Below are 15,754 nucleotides of genomic sequence, written 5' to 3'. Positions count from 1 at the left end.
TGGAACTTGACGACGACGACGCCACCGACGGCGACCAAGACCCCGTTGACCGAGACCCAAACGCCGACGACCGCGGCCGCCCCCGCACCAACACCTTCCACCACCCCGAAAGACTCCTCCACGACGGCGACGGCGGCGCCGACAATGACGACGACGCCGCATAGCTCAGCCTTGCCGTGACGTCGCCGCCGGCAACGCCATCGGCCGGACGTACCCGCCGATCAGCGTCCGATGCCACCAGGCCCGGTCACGGCGCAGCTCGGCGGGTGTGGTGAATCGATACTCGTAGAGCAGCGCACGCACGTACCGCGGCGGCGCATCGGGAAATGGGTTGCGCCGCAACAGGCGCAGCGTGGGCCGATCGTTGCGCAGCAGCCGCTGCAGGAACGGCGTCAACCACGGCTGCGCGTATCCCGGCGAGATGGCGGCGAACCACATCAGCCAGTCCAAGCGCAGGTGATAGGGCGCCCACTGTCGCGGGAGCCGGCGCACGGCGCCGGGCTTGCCCTTGAATTCGTATTCCTTCCACACCGTCTGGTTCGTCAGGTGGGCTTCGTCGGTGCCTTCGATCACCACCTCGCGGCGGACGCGACCGATGCTGCCGAACGCGCCATAGGTGTTCACCAGATGAAAAGAGTTGAACGACGCGTTCATTCGCTGCCGCGAGGACAACATGTTGCGCACCGGCCAGTAGCTCATGAACAGCACCGCAGCCGCGAACGCGACCACTAGGGCCGCGAACCACACCGGTGTAGCCGAAAACACCGGACGATCGAGCCGGCCGACCACCGCGGACGCCGAGGAATCGTCGATCGCGCTGCACGCCAACAGGATCGTGACCCAGTTGAGCCAGGCGAAGTTGCCCGACGCCACCAGCCATAGCTGGGTGATGACGATGATCGCCGCGGCGACGCTGGCCACCGGTTGCGGCGCGAACAACCCGAACGGCACGATCAACTGCGAGAAATGGTTGCCCGCCACCTCAATTCGATGCAGCGGCTTGGGCAAATGGTGGAAGAACCAGCTCAACGGGCCGGGCATCGGCTGCGTTTCGTGGTGGTAGTACAGGCAGGTCAGGTCGCGCCAGCACGGGTCGCCCCGCATCTTGATCAGCCCCGCACCGAACTCGACCCGGAACAACAGCAACCGGACCATCCACAACGTCAACAGCGGCGGCGCCACTTGGTGATTGCCCAGAAAGATCATCAGGAAGCCGGTCTCCAGCAGCAGCGACTCCCACCCGAACGCATACCAGCTCTGCCCGACGTTGACGATGGAAAGGTAGAGCACCCACAGCGTCAGCCAGAGCAGCATCGCCGCCCACAGCGGCACCGCGTCGGCCGCACCGCCGACGATGGCCGCCGACAGCGCCGCGCCGAACCAGGACAACCCGGAGAACAGCCGATCCGAGTAGCGCAGGTGAAACAGGCTGGGGGTCCGCCAGAACGACTGCCCGGCCAGGAACCGCGGGATGGGCTGCATCCCGTGTTCCCCGATGAGCGCCCGGAATTGGGCCGCGGCCGCGACGAACGCGAGCAGGTAGACCACCGCGACGCCCCGCTCGAGCACCTCTGTGCCGAGCCAATATTCGGGTGCGGAAAACCAGCCCATGGCCGTAACTCCTCGGACGGTGGCGGTCACACAGACCCGCATATCCAGTGAATCAGCCGGTAAACGGCTAGCCAAGCCCCCGAGGCTATTCGGCGCCCGACCGCTCGGGCATCGTCACCGCGGGAGTCAATGCCGCGGTTCCTCCTCCGTCCGCTCCGCGGACGGCATCGTCACCGCGGACGCGGCGAGCACCGCAAGCGAAATCAACGCCAGCAGCTGAACATTCGCCGAATGGCCCGCGTACCCGTCAACCGATCGCCACGGATGCCGCGACAGCACGGCCCCGGCGAGAATCAGCCCGCCCGCGCTGAGCACCATCGCGGCCCGGTCGGGGCCCCGGCGCCGCAGTGCATACCGCAGGCCCAGGGCGGCGCCGATCACCGCGACCCCGGCCACGCCCGCGATCACCGCCCCGCACGCCAGCACCGCGACCGCCGCCGACGGTCCGGGCCGCCACGGTGACGCGGGCACGCCGTCGACCCCCGTGCGACGCGTGCGCCACAGCGCGAGCATGGCCAACAGCGGCAGCAGGGCCAGCCCCACCGCCAGGCCCGCCCGGTACGGCGCGTTGGACGGGAACGTCAGCGTGATGGTGCCGGGGTCGCCCGGGGGCACCACCCAGCCCTGCTGCCAGCCGTTGACGGCCACCGGCGTCAGCCGCGCGCCGGTGCCGGTGCGCGCCACCCAACCGGGGTTGATGCTTTCGGGGATGACCAGCACCCGCGACGTGGGCGACGGGGGCGCCTGCACCTCGCGACGATCCGGGCCCCACGCCCGCCACACCGGGGCCGCGGCGACGGCGGGGGCGCCGGCGTCGGCGGCCGGCGAGGACAGGTCGGCGCCGTCGACGACGAACTGGGCGCCCGGGCTGATCAACAGCTCCTGCTGGCCCGCCGGCAGCGTGATCGGATCGCGGTCGCACGCCTGCGCGGCGACGGGTTCGTCGTCGAGCAGGGCGCCCACGGTGGTGCGAATCGATGTGTGCACGAAGCGGCCCGCGACCGCGATGACCGGGCCGTGGTCGCAGTCGACCGTGATCTCGCGGGCCCGATTGCGGGCGGCGTCGGCGGGCGCGATCGGGTTGCCGTCGGCGCCCAGGGCCGCCACCTCGGCCAGCCCCGGCGGCTTGAGCTGGTCGAAGCCCAACGCGTTGCGGTCGATGACGTCTTCCCAGTCCAGCAGGCTGACGGTGACGCTGTCGGTCACCCGCGGAGTGAGCGAAAGAACCTGCGCCGCACCGGGTTTCAACGCGCGCACCTGCGGGCCGTCGCCCAGGTTGACCGCCACCATCGTCGGGTGGGCGGGCAGCGCGGAGGCGCCGGGCACCAGGCGCAGCCCGGTGACCTGGGTCGGTCGCGGCAGGCTGAGCGTCAACGTGGGCGGCGTCTTGTGCTGCACCACGCGCTGCGGCGCCGTCCACGCGGTGGCCGGGTCGCCGTCGGTCGCCGCATACGCCGAGCCCAGCACGTCCACCAGGTCAACGTCGCCGCGCGCCCGGGTGGTGTTCGGCTCGGCGATCAGGTCGGCGAGCTTGGGCCCCTGCCGTGGCCGCACCCACACCAGCGGGGTCACCGACATCGGCGCGGGAACGGTCAGCGTCCGGCTGAGGTTGACCGGCTCCTCCGGGGCCAAGGCGATGGGGGCGCAGCGCACACCGTCGGGCGCCCGCGCGCAGCCCGGCCTGCCGAGCAGCTCGGAGCCCAGGTTCCAGCCCGCGATCGCCGAGCCGGGCGGCGGCCCGGGCACCCGCACGGTGTGCCGCAGTTCGACCGGGTGGGCGAATCCCGACGCGTCGTACTGGGTGATCGACAGGTCGGTGATCCCGAATTGCACGCCGGGGGAACCGTCGTCGGTGCCCGCGGCGGTGATCCGCACCCACGGCGTCTCGCCGTAGGGCAGCGCGGAGGCGAGCGGCTTGCCCGGCTCGTCGAACCGCAGGGTCGTGCTGCCGGTCGCGGTTTCGATCAGGATGCGGCGGACCTGCGCGCCGACGGCGGTCGCGCTTGGCGTGAGGGTGATCGCCGCGTTGGTCAGCGGGTGGTCGAAGTCGACCTGCAGCCACTGGCCGACGGCGGACTGCAGCGAGTTGGACACCCACGCGGTCGCCGGGTCGCCGTCGATGGCGGCGACGGACGAGGTGGCCGGCGCGACGTCGGGCATCGCGGTGGAGTCCGACGACGAGCTGGACACGGTGACCCGCCCGCCGCTCCAGGCGCCGACGACCGGGTCGGCCCCGGGGACCGGATAGTCGGGCACGCGGTTATAGGTATGCCGCGCGTCACCCGGGGCCCGGATGGCCGACGAGTGGTGGTCCACCCGGCCGTAGTCGGTTTCGCGGGCCACCGGGGTGTCGGTGACGGTCACCGCAGGCACCGGCAGGCCGGCGCCGCGCGCGTCGGCGCTCATCAGCACCGGCCCCAGCGGCGGCCGGCCCTCGAGCCGGCGCCGCTCGTCGAGGCGCAGCAGCACCTCCGGTCCGCCGTCGACGCGGGGCAGCCGGTCGACGTCGGCGAAGTACGGCGCGCCCGAACCGCCGGTGACCCGATACACCTCGACCGCCGGGTAGCGCGGGCGCAGCCCGCTGTCGGCGACGAACCCCGCCAGGGTCCCGGGGCCCACCGGCGCGCCGAACTGCGCCACCTTCTGCAGCCCCGGCGACCCGTCGATGGCGCGGTGCACCAGGATGGGGCGCGCCGACCGCGACGTATCCGGGTCCAGGTCGTTGCGCAGCACCACATACGAAATGCCTTGGCGCGCAAGGGTATCGGCGAGACCGGGCGAGGGGCGCCCGGCGGCGAACAGGCGTTGCACCGAATCGAGCGCCCGGATGGTTTGCGGCGGGGTCAACGGGATGGAGTCGCGCACCCCCCACGGGCTGCCGCCGAGCACCTGCAACGGCTCGTCGTGGCTGGTGCCCCACACCTGCGTCGCGAACGGCGCCCCCGGGACGACCAACACCCGGCCCGGGGCCGGCGTCCCGGTGTTGTGCCGGTCGAGCCAGTCGGCGGTCTCCTGCCAGTACCGGGGTATGGCGCTGAAAGTGCCCGGCGGGGTCAGCCGGCCGGTCCACGCCAGCGAGGTGCTCACCATCAGCGCCGTCAGCACCACGATCGCGACCGCCACCCGCCGGTCGCGCTCGGGGTGGGCGAACGCGCGCAACCACCCGGGCCGCCGCCCGGGCAGTGGCACCCGGCCCAGCAGCTGGGCCACCCCCAACGCGATCGGGATCCGCACCACCGAGCCCAGCTTGTGCACGTTGCGCAGCGGCGCGCCCCCGGCGTCCAGGAACACCTGCACGGCGTGCGCCACCGGCGAACCCAGCCCGCCGCTGTAGCCGGCGGCCATCAACACCACGCCGGCCAACAGCATCGTCACCAACCGCCCGCGGGCCGGCATCCTCGCGCCGGCCAGCCCCGCCAGCCCGGCCGCCGCGACCAGGCAGGTCGCCAGCACGGCCGCCGAACCGGTCACCAGCGGCGCGCCGGCGGTGGCGGTCGGCGCCACGTACGGGGTCCAGCTGTCGGTGCCGCGCAAGATCTCGGTGAGCGACGACCATTGCGTTGTCACACCGGAGGATTCGATGAAATCGAGGAAGGGCGGGCTGATGGCCCGCAGCATCAGCAGCGCCACCACCCACCACAGCGCCGCCAGCGCCAGCGCCAGCAGCCACCACCCGGTGTAGCGCCACCACAACCGGTTCGGCCGGTGGCAGGCCCACCAGATGACCGCGGGCAGGCAACCGGCCAGCGTGGCGATCGCGTTGACCGCGCCCATCAACGCCACGGCCAGGCCGGCCTGCGCCGCGAGCGCCCGCACCGACCGGTTGGCCGTGGCGCGCAGGGCCAGGATCGTGGGCAGCAACACCCAGGGCGCCAGCATCATCGGAAGCGTTTCCGACGAGATCGAGCCCAGCGTGGTCAGCACCCGCGGCGACAGCGCGAACGCGACGGCCCCGATCACCCGCGAGGCGGGGCTGCCGATGCCCAGCGCCTCGGCGACCCGCAACAGCCCCCAGAAGCCGACCGTGAGCAGCAGCGCCCACCACAGCCGCTGGGTCACCCAGCCCGGCACCGCGAGCAGATGGCCGACGGCGAAGAAGGTGCCGTGCGGGAACAGGTACCCGTAGGCCTGGTTCTGCGCCTGCCCGAACGGCAGCTCGCTGTTCCACAGGTTGGTGGCCCGGGCCAGGAAGCGCAGCGGGTTGGCGGTCAGGTCGAGTTTGGTGTCCGGGGAGACCCGGCCGGGGGATTGGGCGAACGTCAACGCGCAGGCGATCGCCCCGACCAACCACAGCCAGCGGCGCGACACGGGCGCGGCCGGCGACGACGAAGCCGGCGCGCCGGCCTCCAATTCCGCCGCTGAGTCTGACGGCGGCGACCCGCTACACCCGGCTGCGCCGCGCTTGCGATCGCCGCTAGCTACGGTTGCCGTACTCGACCCGGTTGAGCACTGACGACTGCGGATCGCCCCCGGGGAGTGGCGGTTTCGTGTCCTGCTGCACCATCAAGGTGATCCCGAAAATCGCTGCCGCGCCGAGCAACAGACCGACCACCACGCTCGCGGCGGCGGGCGCAATGATCCGGTTCATCAACGGCTCCTCTATGGCATCTGGGAAAACGGCGGCTTAGCGCCAACCTAGCAGAAGCGCCCTCGGCGTCCCGAGCCGCTCGTCAGGGCAGACAGTGCCCGTGAAAACACCGGTCGCCGTATTGCACCTGGTGTGGCCCGAGCGGGATCAGCGCGGCCGGACCGGCCCGCACCGGGACCGCACCGTGGTCGGCGACGGCCAGCGTGACGCCGACGGTCGTCGCGACGCCGACCGACAGACCCACCGCGATGCTGGCCGCCGCGGCCAGGGCGAAACCGGTCTTCGCTGGCATCTTGCCCCCTAGCCCCGCTGGCACCAGCCCAGGAGTGCCCCCGCACCCGAAGAAGAAAACCCCCGACGAAACCTCGTCGCTCCCCAGATCCAGAGGCCCGGATAGCGCCATGAAAGCATGGCCCGATGTCATTTTCGCGCACCCTGGCCGTGCTCGCCTTCGTGTCGGCTTTGGTGGCGGGCTGCGCTCACCACACCGGCCACCCGCCCGGCCCGTCGTCGACCTCGGTCAGCAAGCCGGCGGCCGCCCCACCGGCGTGCGGTGACGTCACGACGCTCCCTGTCCGCGACAAGCTGGCCCAACTGTTGATGGTGGGCGTGAAAAACGCCGACGACGCCCGGTCGGTGGTCGACGGCTACCACGTCGGTGGCCTTTTCATCGGCAGCTGGACGGACCTGTCGATCTTCAAGGGCCCGCTGGCCGACATCGCGGCGAAGGCCGGGCCGCTTCCGCTGGCGGTCAGCGTCGACGAGGAGGGCGGCCGGGTATCGCGGTTGCGGGCGTTGATCGGCTCGGCCCCCTCGCCCCGGGAGCTGGCGCAGACCCAGACCGTCGCCCAGGTCCACGACCTGGCGGCCGAGCGCGGCAAGAAGATGCACGACCTGGGCATCACCATCGACTTCGCCCCCGTCGTCGACGTCACCGATTCCAGCACCGGCGTCATCGGGGACCGCTCGTTCGGTGGCGATCCCAACACGGTCACCGCCTACGCCGGGGCGTACGCGCAGGGCCTGCGGGACGCCGGCCTGCTGCCGGTGCTCAAGCACTTCCCCGGCCACGGGCACGGCTCGGGCGACTCGCACACCGGCGGGGTGGTGACGCCGCCGCTGAGCGACCTGCAGAACGTCGACCTGGTGCCCTACCGGACGCTGGTGACCGCGGCCCCGGTCGCGGTGATGCTGGGTCACCTGCAGGTGCCCGGGCTGACCGGCGACGACCCGGCCAGCCTGAGCGCCGCCGCGGTGCGGTTGCTGCGCGACGGGGTCGGTTACGGCGCCCCGCCCTTCAACGGCCCGGTGTTCACCGACGACCTGTCCAGCATGGGCGCCATCTCGGACCGCTACGGCGTCGCCGAGGCGGTGCTGCGCACCCTGCAGGCCGGCACCGACGTCGCGCTCTGGGTCACCACCGACGAGGTGCCCGCGGTCCTGGACCGCCTGCAGAAGGCGGTCGCCGCCGGCGAGCTGCCCGCGCCGCGGGTCGACGAGGCGCTCGGGCGGGTGGCGGCGATGAAGGGCCGCAGCCCCGCCTGCGGCCACTAAGCGGGTCACCGCCATTGGCACTAGCCGTGTGCGGGACCCCGCCGTTGCTTACCCTGGAGTCAGATAGACGGGCTAGAGAGGCAAGCGATGGCCGGTGGCACCAAGCGGTTACCGCGCGCTGTCCGCGAACAGCAGATGCTCGACGCCGCGGTGCAGATGTTTTCGGTCAACGGCTACCACGAGACGTCGATGGACGCCATCGCCGCCGAGGCGCAGATCTCCAAGCCGATGCTGTACCTGTACTACGGCTCCAAGGAAGACCTGTTCGGCGCCTGCCTGAACCGGGAGATGGGCCGGTTCATCGATGCGGTCCGCGCCGACATCGACTTCACCCAAAGCCCGAAAGACCTGCTGCGCAACACCATCGTGGCGTTCATGCGCTACATCGACGCCAACCGGGCGTCGTGGATCGTGATGTACACGCAGGCCACCAGCTCGCAGGCGTTCGCCCACATGGTGCGTGAGGGACGCGAAAAGATCATCGAGCTGGTCGCGGGGCTGGTGCGGGCCGGCAGTCGCACCCCACGCACCGACCGCGAGCACGAGATGATGGCCGTGGCGCTGGTGGGCGCCGGCGAGGCCACCGCCAACCAGCTCAGCATCGGTGACATCGACGCCGACGAGGCAGCCGAGCTGATGATCAACCTGTTCTGGCATGGGCTCCGGGGCGCCCCGGAGGAGCGGGAGGCCGCCGTCGCGGCCCGGCCCGAGCAGGGCGGGCCCGGCGCCGCCGGCCGCTAGCCCCTACATTCGTCATGTGGCTCGACCGCCCGCGCGCCCAAACGTCGACTTCTTCTGCGCCGTAGTCATCGTCGGGTTGCTGGCCGGGGCCGCCGGGTTGGCGACGACGTACGTGCTGCGCTTCGTCCAGCACGTCACGTATCACTACACCTTCGGCGCGCTGCTCGCCGGCGTCGCCGCCAGCAGCCCGGTGCGCCGCGCCCTGGGGCCGATGATCGGCGGTGCGTTGGCCGCGATCGGGTGGTGGCTGTTGCGGAGCAGGACCGACGTGCCGCCGCTGGCGGAAACCATTGAACGCCGCGAGCGGATACCTCGGCTGGCCTGGAGCGTCGACGCCATGCTGCAGGTGCTGCTCGTCGGTTCCGGGGCGTCCCTCGGGCGGGAGGGCGCCCCGCGCCAATTCGCCGCGGCCCTGGGCGATTTCGGGACCGGTTGGCTCAAGCGGCTCTCGCCATCCGATCGCGAGGTGCTGCTGGCCTGCGCGGCAGGCGCCGGGCTGGGCGCCGTCTACGCCGTCCCGCTGGCCGGCGCGCTGTTCTCGGTGCGGATCCTGCTCAACACCTGGCGTCCGCGGGCGGTGGGCGCGGCGTTCATCACCTCGAGCCTGGCGGTCGCCGTCGGCTCGGCGGTCACCCGCGACGAGCCCAACCTGCAGTGGCCGGTGGGCGAGTCGACCTACCTGCTGACCGCGCACGGGCTGCTGCTGGCGCCGCTGACCCTCGCGGTGGGGCTGGCCTTCAGCCGGTTGATGGCGGCGGCCCGGCCGGCCACGCCGATGCGGAACTGGGTGCTGGTCCCCGCGCTCGCGGGCGCCGGCCTGGTGATGGGCATCTGCTCGCATTGGTGGCCCGAGTTGCCCGGCAACGGCCGAAGCATCCTGACGGTCAGCCTGGCCAGCGGCATGACGCTGGTATCGGCGCTGGCCATCTTGGCCCTCAAACCGTTGCTGACTGCGTTGTTCCTGCGTGCCGGCGGCGCCGGCGGCATGCTGACGCCCTCGCTGGCCACCGGCGCGGCCGCCGGTGCGGCGCTGGTGCTGACGATCAACTGGGCGGCCGGCACCCACTTGCACGTGCCGGCGGTGTCGTTGGCGGGGGCGGCCGGGGTGCTCGCGGTCACCCAGGGCTCACCGATCTGGGCGGCGATCTTCGTCTGGGAACTCGCCCGGCCGCCGGCGTGGTTGTTTCTGCTGTTCCTGCTGACGGCGACCAGCGCCCACGGCCTGAAAGTCCTGGCCAAGGGCCGCGGCCCGACACATTCCGGCTAGTGCCCCAGCACTAAACCGCCCGGACCGTGCCGGTCAGGTACGGGTAACCCTTGGCGATGTTGCGCAGCGAAATGTCCCAGCCGTCATGGCTTTCGTCGATGTAGAGCCCCGCGGTGCCGGGCAACACCAGCGGCTTGCCGAACTTCACCGAGTACTTCACGGCATCCGGCAACCGCGCCTCGATGTTGGCCAATACCGCTGCGGCGCTGAACATTCCGTGCGCGATGACGGTGGGGAAGCCGAACAGCTTGGCGGCGATCGGGTTGGTGTGGATCGGGTTGTGATCCCCGCCGACGGCGGCGTAACGCCGGATCAGGCCGGGGCTGACGCGCACGACGGTGCTCGGCGGGGGCAGCTTCGGTTGCTTCTGCGGCGGCGGCTTGGGCTCGTCGGACAGGCTGGTGCGTTGCTGGTGCAGGAAGGTGGTCACCTGGCGCCAGGCGGTGTCGTTGCCGACGCTCACCTCGGTCACCAGGTCGACCAGCAGGCCTTTGCGGTGCTCGCGCAGGTTCTCCGCGTGCACCTGCACGCCGACGGTGTCGGTGACCGCGATCGGCCGGTATTGCGTGATGTGGTTTTCGACGTGCACCGAACCCATTGCGGCGAAAGGAAAGTCGAACCCGGTCACCAGCGACATCATCGTCGGGAAGGTCAGCGCGAACGGGTACGTGAGCGGCACGTTGTTGCCGTACCGCAGGCCGGTTACGGCCGCGTACTCGGCCACGTTCGTCTGGTCGATGGGTAGTTCATCGATCTCCACGGTGCGCGTGGGCAGCTGGTTCCCGCGGGGCACCACCGGCAGTGCCCCGGCCGCCGCGCGCAGCATGTTCTTCAGGCCGCTTGGCTGGTTCATCGGGTTCTCCTCGACCTAGGCGCCCAGCATGGCCTGGCCGCAGACGCGAATGACGTTGCCCGTCACCGCGTTTGACGCCGGGCTGGCGAAGTAGGCGATGGCCTCCGCGACGTCCACGGGTTGCCCGCCCTGCAGCAGCGAGTTCATCCGGCGGCCCACCTCGCGGGTGGCCAACGGAATGGCGGCCGTCATCTGCGTCTCGATGAAACCGGGTGCGACCGCGTTGATCGTGATGCCCTTGCCGTACAGCTCCGGCGCCAGCGCCTGGGTGAGGCCGATCATCCCGGCCTTGGTGGTCGCGTAGTTGGTCTGCCCGCGGTTGCCCGCGATGCCGGCCATCGAGGACAACCCGATCACCCGGCCGCCTTCGCCGATGCTGCCGTTGCCCACCAGGCCTTCGGTAAGCCGCAGTGGCGCAAGCAGATTGACGGCCAGGACCGCGTCCCAGCGGGCGTCGTCCATGTTGGCCAGCAGCTTGTCGCGGGTGATGCCGGCGTTGTTGACCAGGACGTCGGCGCGTCCGCCGTGGTGCTCGCGCAGGTGCTCGGTGATCTTGTCGACGGCGTCGTCCGCGGTGACGTCGAGCCACAGCGCGGTGCCGCCGACGCGGCTGGCCGTCTCGGCCAGCGTCTCGGCGGCCGACTCGACGTCGATCGCGACCACGCGGGCGCCGTCGCGGGCGAACACCTCCGCGATGGTCGCGCCGATGCCGCGCGCCGCGCCGGTCACGATCGCGACCTTGCCGTCGAGCGGCCGGTCCCAGTCGGCCGGCGGGGTGGAGTCGGCCTCACCGACGTAGAAGACCTGGCCGTCGACGTAGGCGGACTTGGCCGACAGGATGAACCGCATGGTCGATTCCAGGCCCGTCGCGGCGGGCTTGGCGTCGGGCGACACGTACACCAGCGCCACCGTGGCGCCATTGCGCAGCTCCTTGCCCAGCGAGCGGGTGAATCCCTCCAGCGCGCGCTGAGCGATCCGCTCGTACGGGCTGGCGGCGGCGTCGGGCGTGGTGCCGACCACCGCGACCCGCGCGGAATGGCCCAGGTTGCGCAGCAGGGGCGTGAAGAACTCGTAGAGCCCCCGCAGCCCCTCCGGGGTGGTGATGCCGGTGGCGTCGAAGACCAGGCCGCCGAACTGGTCGGCCCAGCGGCCACCGAGGTTGTCGCCCACCAGGTCGTAGTCCTTGGCCAGGGCGGCGCGCAGCGGTTCGACCACCCGGCCCTCACCGCCGATCAGCAGCGCCCCGGCCAGGGGCGGATCGCCGGGGGAGTAGCGGCGCAGCGTCTCGGGTTGCGGGACCCCGAGCTGCTTGGCGAGAAACGATCCAGGACCGGAATTGACGATCTGAGAGAACAGATCGGAGGACACCTTGGGAGCCACCGGAGCTACCTTCCATATTCTTTCGAAGTCGGGGTATGCCTACCGCACAACCGTATCGAGGACGAACTTACTTCAGAGTAAGAACAGTGGGTAGTATGGCCCAGACGGGCGACCCCAAACCGATAGACCCCAGATAACACGGAGATGACAGTGGCCCCTGCAAGTTCCGAGGCAAGCAACCAGCGCAGTTCGCAGCGGCGGCGAGTCGCCGTCCTGGGCGGCAACCGGATCCCGTTCGCCCGGTCCGACGGCGCCTACGCCGAGGCGTCTAATCAGGACATGCTCACCGCGGCGCTCGGCGGGCTGGTTGACCGCTTCGGGCTGGCGGGCGAGCGGCTGGGCGCGGTGGTCGGCGGCGCCGTGCTCAAGCACAGCCGGGACTTCAACCTCACGCGCGAATGTGTGCTGGGCTCCGAGCTGTCGTCGTACACCCCGGCGTTCGACCTGCAGCAGGCCTGCGGCACCGGCCTGCAGGCGGCCATCGCCGCGGCCGACGGCATCGCGGCCGGGCGCTACGAGGTGGCGGCCGCCGGCGGCGTGGACACCACCTCCGACCCGCCGATCGCCCTGGGCGACAACCTGCGCCGCACCCTGCTCAAGCTGCGCCGGTCCAAGTCCAACGTCGAGCGGCTGAGGCTGGTCGGCACGCTGCCCGCCAACGTCGGGATCCAGATCCCGGTCAACAGCGAGCCGCGCACCGGGCTGTCCATGGGCGAGCACCAGGCGATCACCGCCAAGGAGATGGGCATCAAGCGCGTCGACCAGGACGAGCTGGCCGCCGCCAGCCACCGCAACATGGCCGCCGCCTACGACCGGGGCTTCTTCGACGACCTGGTCACCCCGTTCCTCGGGCTGTACCGCGACGACAACCTGCGCCCGGACTCGTCGGCGGAGAAGCTGGCCAAGCTCAAGCCGGTGTTCGGCGTGAAGAACGGCGACGCGACGATGACGGCGGGCAACTCGACCCCGCTGACCGATGGCGCCTCGGTTGCGCTGCTGGCCAGCGAGGACTGGGCGAGCGCGCATTCGGTCACGCCGCTGGCCTTCCTGGTGGACGCGGAGACCGCGGCCGTCGACTACGTCAACGGCCGCGACGGCCTGCTGATGGCGCCCACCTACGCCGTACCGCGGTTGCTGGCCCGCAACGGGCTGAGCCTGCAGGACTTCGATTTTTACGAGATCCACGAGGCCTTCGCCTCGGTGGTCCTGGCGCACCTGCAGGCCTGGGAGTCGGAGGACTACTGCAAGGAGCGGCTGGGCCTCGACGCGGCGCTGGGGTCGATCGACCGGTCCAAGCTGAACGTCAACGGCTCCTCGCTGGCCGCCGGCCACCCCTTCGCCGCCACCGGCGGGCGGATCCTGGCCCAGGCGGCCAAGCAACTCGCCCAGAAGAAGGCGGAGCAGAAGGGTGGCGCCGGCAAGCCGTTGCGGGCCCTGGTCTCCATCTGCGCCGCCGGCGGCCAGGGTGTGGCCGCGCTTCTGGAGGCCTGACCGACCGCTTCATGAAATCCGTCACACCGGGTTAGCGATCGGGGCTGCGGGGTACCCGTAAGCGCGGATGACCCCGTGTTGTGGTCTGACCCCCCGACCCCGACGGCAATACGGGGCATCCCTGGAACGACCGCCGGTCAGCGCGGACGGGCGTACGAAAATGGCCGCCGCTGGAGTGAGGGGATCCAGCGGCGGCCTTTTTGTGTCGGTGTCGGGACAAGCGAAAGCCCCGCTTCCTTCGGGAAGCGGGGCTTTTGCTTTGCCGGTCAGAAGGCGGCTTCGTCGAGCTCCATGATGTCGTTGTCCAGCGTCTCGATCACCTCGCGGGTGCTGGCCAGCAACGGCAGGAAGTTCTTCGCGAAGAACGAGGCCACCGCGACCTTGCCCTCGTAGAAGGACCGCTCTTCGCCGCTGGCGCCGGCATCCAGCGCCTGCACGGCGACGGCCGCCTGGCGCTGCAGCAACCAGCCGATGACCAGGTCGCCGACGCTCATCAGGAAGCGCACCGAGCCCAGACCCACCTTGTAGAGGCTGGTCACGTCCTCCTGCGCGGCCATCAGGTAGCCGGTCAGCGTGGCCGCCATGGCCTGGACGTCGGCCAGGGCCTTGGCCAGCAGCTCGCGCTCGGACTTGAGCCGGCCGTTGCCGGACTCGCTGTCCACGAACTTCTGGATCTCGCCCGACACGTGGGCCAGCGCCACACCCTTGTCGCGGACGATCTTGCGGAAGAAGAAGTCCTGCGCCTGGATGGCCGTGGTGCCCTCGTAGAGGGAGTCGATCTTGGCGTCCCGGATGTACTGCTCGATCGGGTAGTCCTGCAGGAAGCCGGACCCACCGAAGGTCTGCAGGCTCTCGGTGAGCTTGGCGTAGGCCTGCTCGGAGCCGACGCCCTTGACCACCGGCAGCATCAGGTCGTTGACCTTGACGGCGAGCTCGGCGTCCACGCCGTGCACCGCCTGCGCCACCGCCGCGTCCTGGTAGGTCGCGGTGTAGAGGTACAGCGCGCGCAAACCCTCGGCGTAGGCCTTCTGGGTCATCAGCGACCGGCGCACGTCGGGGTGGTGCGTGATGGTCACCCGCGGCGCGGTCTTGTCGGTCATCTGCGTCATGTCGGCGCCCTGCACGCGGGACTTGGCGTACTCCAGCGCGTTCAGGTAGCCGGTCGACAGGGTCGCGATGGCCTTGGTGCCGACCATCATGCGGGCCTGCTCGATGACCTCGAACATCTGCGCGATGCCGTTGTGCACCTCGCCGACCAGCCAGCCCTTGGCGGGCACGTCGTGCTGGCCGAAGGACAGCTCACACGTGGCCGAAACCTTCAGGCCCATCTTGTGCTCGACGTTGGTCACGAAGACGCCGTTGCGCTCGCCCAGCTCGCCGGTCTCGAAGTCGAACAGGAACTTGGGCACGAAGAACAGCGACAGGCCCTTGGTGCCCGGGCCCGCGCCCTCGGGGCGCGCCAGCACCAGGTGGAAGATGTTCTCGAACAGGTCGCCGGAGTCGGCCGAGGTGATGAATCGCTTCACGCCCTCGATGTGCCACGAGCCGTCGTCCTGCTTGATCGCCTTGGTCCGCCCGGCGCCGACGTCGGAACCGGCGTCCGGCTCGGTGAGCACCATGGTGGAGCCCCATCCGCGCTCGGCGCAGATCACGGCCCACTTCTTCTGCTCCTCGGTGCCGAGGTGGTACAGGATGTTGGCGAAGCCGGCGCCGCCGCCGTACATCCACACGGCCGGGTTGGCGCCGAGCAGGTGCTCGTGCAGCGCCCACACCAGCGCGCGGGGCATCGGCATGCCGCCGAGGACCTCGTCGATACCGACCTTGTCCCAGCCGGCCTCGGTAACCGCGCGAACCGACTTCTTGAAGGCCTCCGGCAGCGTCACCGAGTGGGTCTTCGGGTCGAAGACCGGCGGGTTGCGGTCACCCTCCACGAACGACTCGGCGATGGGCCCCTCGGCCAGCCGGCTGATCTCGGTCAACATTTCGCGGGCGGTGTCGACATCCAGATCGCTGTAGTCGCCGGCGCCCAAAGCCTGCTCAACGCCCAAGACCTCGAACAGGTTGAATACCTGGTCACGGACGTTGCTCTTGTAGTGGCTCACTACGGTTTCCTCCTCGTTGAGAATGCCACTCGTGGTTGGGTACTACTTCTAAGTTACCCACCAGTAACACCGATAAAATAACGCTCTCGACAACTTCAACGCAAGTCAATGTGAGCTAAATTTCACTGTCTAAGTAACCAACCGGTTGGGAAGCCCGACCGGAGCCT

General features: G+C 70.5%; 11 protein-coding genes. 4 read left to right on the top strand and 7 right to left on the bottom strand.

Features of this window, described 5'->3' with window-relative positions; genetic code table 11:
* Window positions 1-165: 165 nt before the first annotated feature.
* From A5702_RS03170 to A5702_RS03155, 4 genes are all read right to left on the bottom strand, one after another.
* Complete coding sequence (locus A5702_RS03170; RefSeq protein WP_068218185.1) at window positions 166-1,611, bottom strand: lipase maturation factor family protein; 1,446 nt, start codon at window positions 1,609-1,611, stop codon at window positions 166-168.
* 126 nt (window positions 1,612-1,737) lie between these two features.
* Window positions 1,738-5,961, bottom strand: coding sequence for an alpha-(1->3)-arabinofuranosyltransferase (locus tag A5702_RS03165; RefSeq protein ID WP_231964978.1), 4,224 nt, complete (start codon window positions 5,959-5,961; stop codon window positions 1,738-1,740).
* 64 nt (window positions 5,962-6,025) lie between these two features.
* Window positions 6,026-6,199: a DUF2613 domain-containing protein gene (locus tag A5702_RS03160; RefSeq protein WP_065443914.1), complete on the bottom strand. Its 174-nt coding sequence runs from the start codon at window positions 6,197-6,199 to the stop codon at window positions 6,026-6,028.
* Between the two features lie 82 nt (window positions 6,200-6,281).
* On the bottom strand, window positions 6,282-6,491 hold the full coding sequence (locus A5702_RS03155; protein ID WP_068218182.1) for a DUF2613 family protein: 210 nt from the start codon (window positions 6,489-6,491) through the stop codon (window positions 6,282-6,284).
* 125 nt (window positions 6,492-6,616) lie between these two features.
* On the opposite strand from A5702_RS03155, the gene A5702_RS03150 reads away from it, so the two are divergent.
* The 3 genes from A5702_RS03150 (at window position 6,617) to A5702_RS03140 (ending at window position 9,761) form a co-directional block, all read left to right on the top strand.
* Window positions 6,617-7,753 carry a glycoside hydrolase family 3 N-terminal domain-containing protein gene (locus A5702_RS03150; protein WP_068218179.1) on the top strand — a complete coding sequence of 379 codons (1,137 nt, stop codon included), beginning with the start codon at window positions 6,617-6,619 and terminating at the stop codon, window positions 7,751-7,753.
* 87 nt (window positions 7,754-7,840) lie between these two features.
* On the top strand, window positions 7,841-8,494 hold the full coding sequence (locus A5702_RS03145) for a TetR/AcrR family transcriptional regulator (protein WP_055402826.1): 654 nt from the start codon (window positions 7,841-7,843) through the stop codon (window positions 8,492-8,494).
* Window positions 8,495-8,510: 16 nt separating this feature from the next.
* Entirely contained in the window at window positions 8,511-9,761 is a 1,251-nt protein-coding gene (locus tag A5702_RS03140; RefSeq protein WP_068218176.1) for a chloride channel protein, read from the top strand.
* 10 nt (window positions 9,762-9,771) lie between these two features.
* Here the strand turns inward: A5702_RS03140 and A5702_RS03135 are convergent, their stop codons facing one another.
* Together A5702_RS03135 and A5702_RS03130 are read right to left on the bottom strand one after the other, a co-directional pair.
* Complete coding sequence (locus tag A5702_RS03135; protein WP_068218173.1) at window positions 9,772-10,614, bottom strand: MaoC/PaaZ C-terminal domain-containing protein; 843 nt, start codon at window positions 10,612-10,614, stop codon at window positions 9,772-9,774.
* 15 nt (window positions 10,615-10,629) lie between these two features.
* Window positions 10,630-11,994: a 3-oxoacyl-ACP reductase gene (locus tag A5702_RS03130; RefSeq protein WP_055402832.1), complete on the bottom strand. Its 1,365-nt coding sequence runs from the start codon at window positions 11,992-11,994 to the stop codon at window positions 10,630-10,632.
* Window positions 11,995-12,138: 144 nt separating this feature from the next.
* On the opposite strand from A5702_RS03130, the gene A5702_RS03125 reads away from it, so the two are divergent.
* Entirely contained in the window at window positions 12,139-13,485 is a 1,347-nt protein-coding gene (locus A5702_RS03125) for an acetyl-CoA C-acetyltransferase (protein ID WP_055402834.1), read from the top strand.
* 266 nt (window positions 13,486-13,751) lie between these two features.
* Here A5702_RS03125 and A5702_RS03120 read toward each other — a convergent pair whose 3' ends face one another.
* Window positions 13,752-15,587, bottom strand: coding sequence for an acyl-CoA dehydrogenase (locus tag A5702_RS03120; protein WP_055402836.1), 1,836 nt, complete (start codon window positions 15,585-15,587; stop codon window positions 13,752-13,754).
* Between the last annotated feature and the right edge of the window lie 167 nt (window positions 15,588-15,754).

Origin of the sequence: Mycobacterium sp. E3339, assembly GCF_001666915.1 — a bacterium.
Classification (GTDB): Bacteria; Actinomycetota; Actinomycetes; order Mycobacteriales; family Mycobacteriaceae; genus Mycobacterium.
This window is presented reverse-complemented; position numbering and strand designations above follow the sequence as displayed.

Bases quoted from the DNA above. Each gene is read 5' to 3' on its own strand.
- A5702_RS03170 (WP_068218185.1), bottom strand. From the start codon at position 1,611: ATGGGCTGGTTTTCCGCACCCGAATATTGGCTCGGCACAGAGGTGCTC.
- A5702_RS03160 (WP_065443914.1), bottom strand. From the start codon at position 6,199: ATGAACCGGATCATTGCGCCCGCCGCCGCGAGCGTGGTGGTCGGTCTG.
- A5702_RS03155 (WP_068218182.1), bottom strand. From the start codon at position 6,491: ATGCCAGCGAAGACCGGTTTCGCCCTGGCCGCGGCGGCCAGCATCGCG.
- A5702_RS03150 (WP_068218179.1), top strand. From the start codon at position 6,617: ATGTCATTTTCGCGCACCCTGGCCGTGCTCGCCTTCGTGTCGGCTTTG.
- A5702_RS03145 (WP_055402826.1), top strand. From the start codon at position 7,841: ATGGCCGGTGGCACCAAGCGGTTACCGCGCGCTGTCCGCGAACAGCAG.
- A5702_RS03135 (WP_068218173.1), bottom strand. From the start codon at position 10,614: ATGAACCAGCCAAGCGGCCTGAAGAACATGCTGCGCGCGGCGGCCGGG.
- A5702_RS03125 (WP_055402834.1), top strand. From the start codon at position 12,139: ATGACAGTGGCCCCTGCAAGTTCCGAGGCAAGCAACCAGCGCAGTTCG.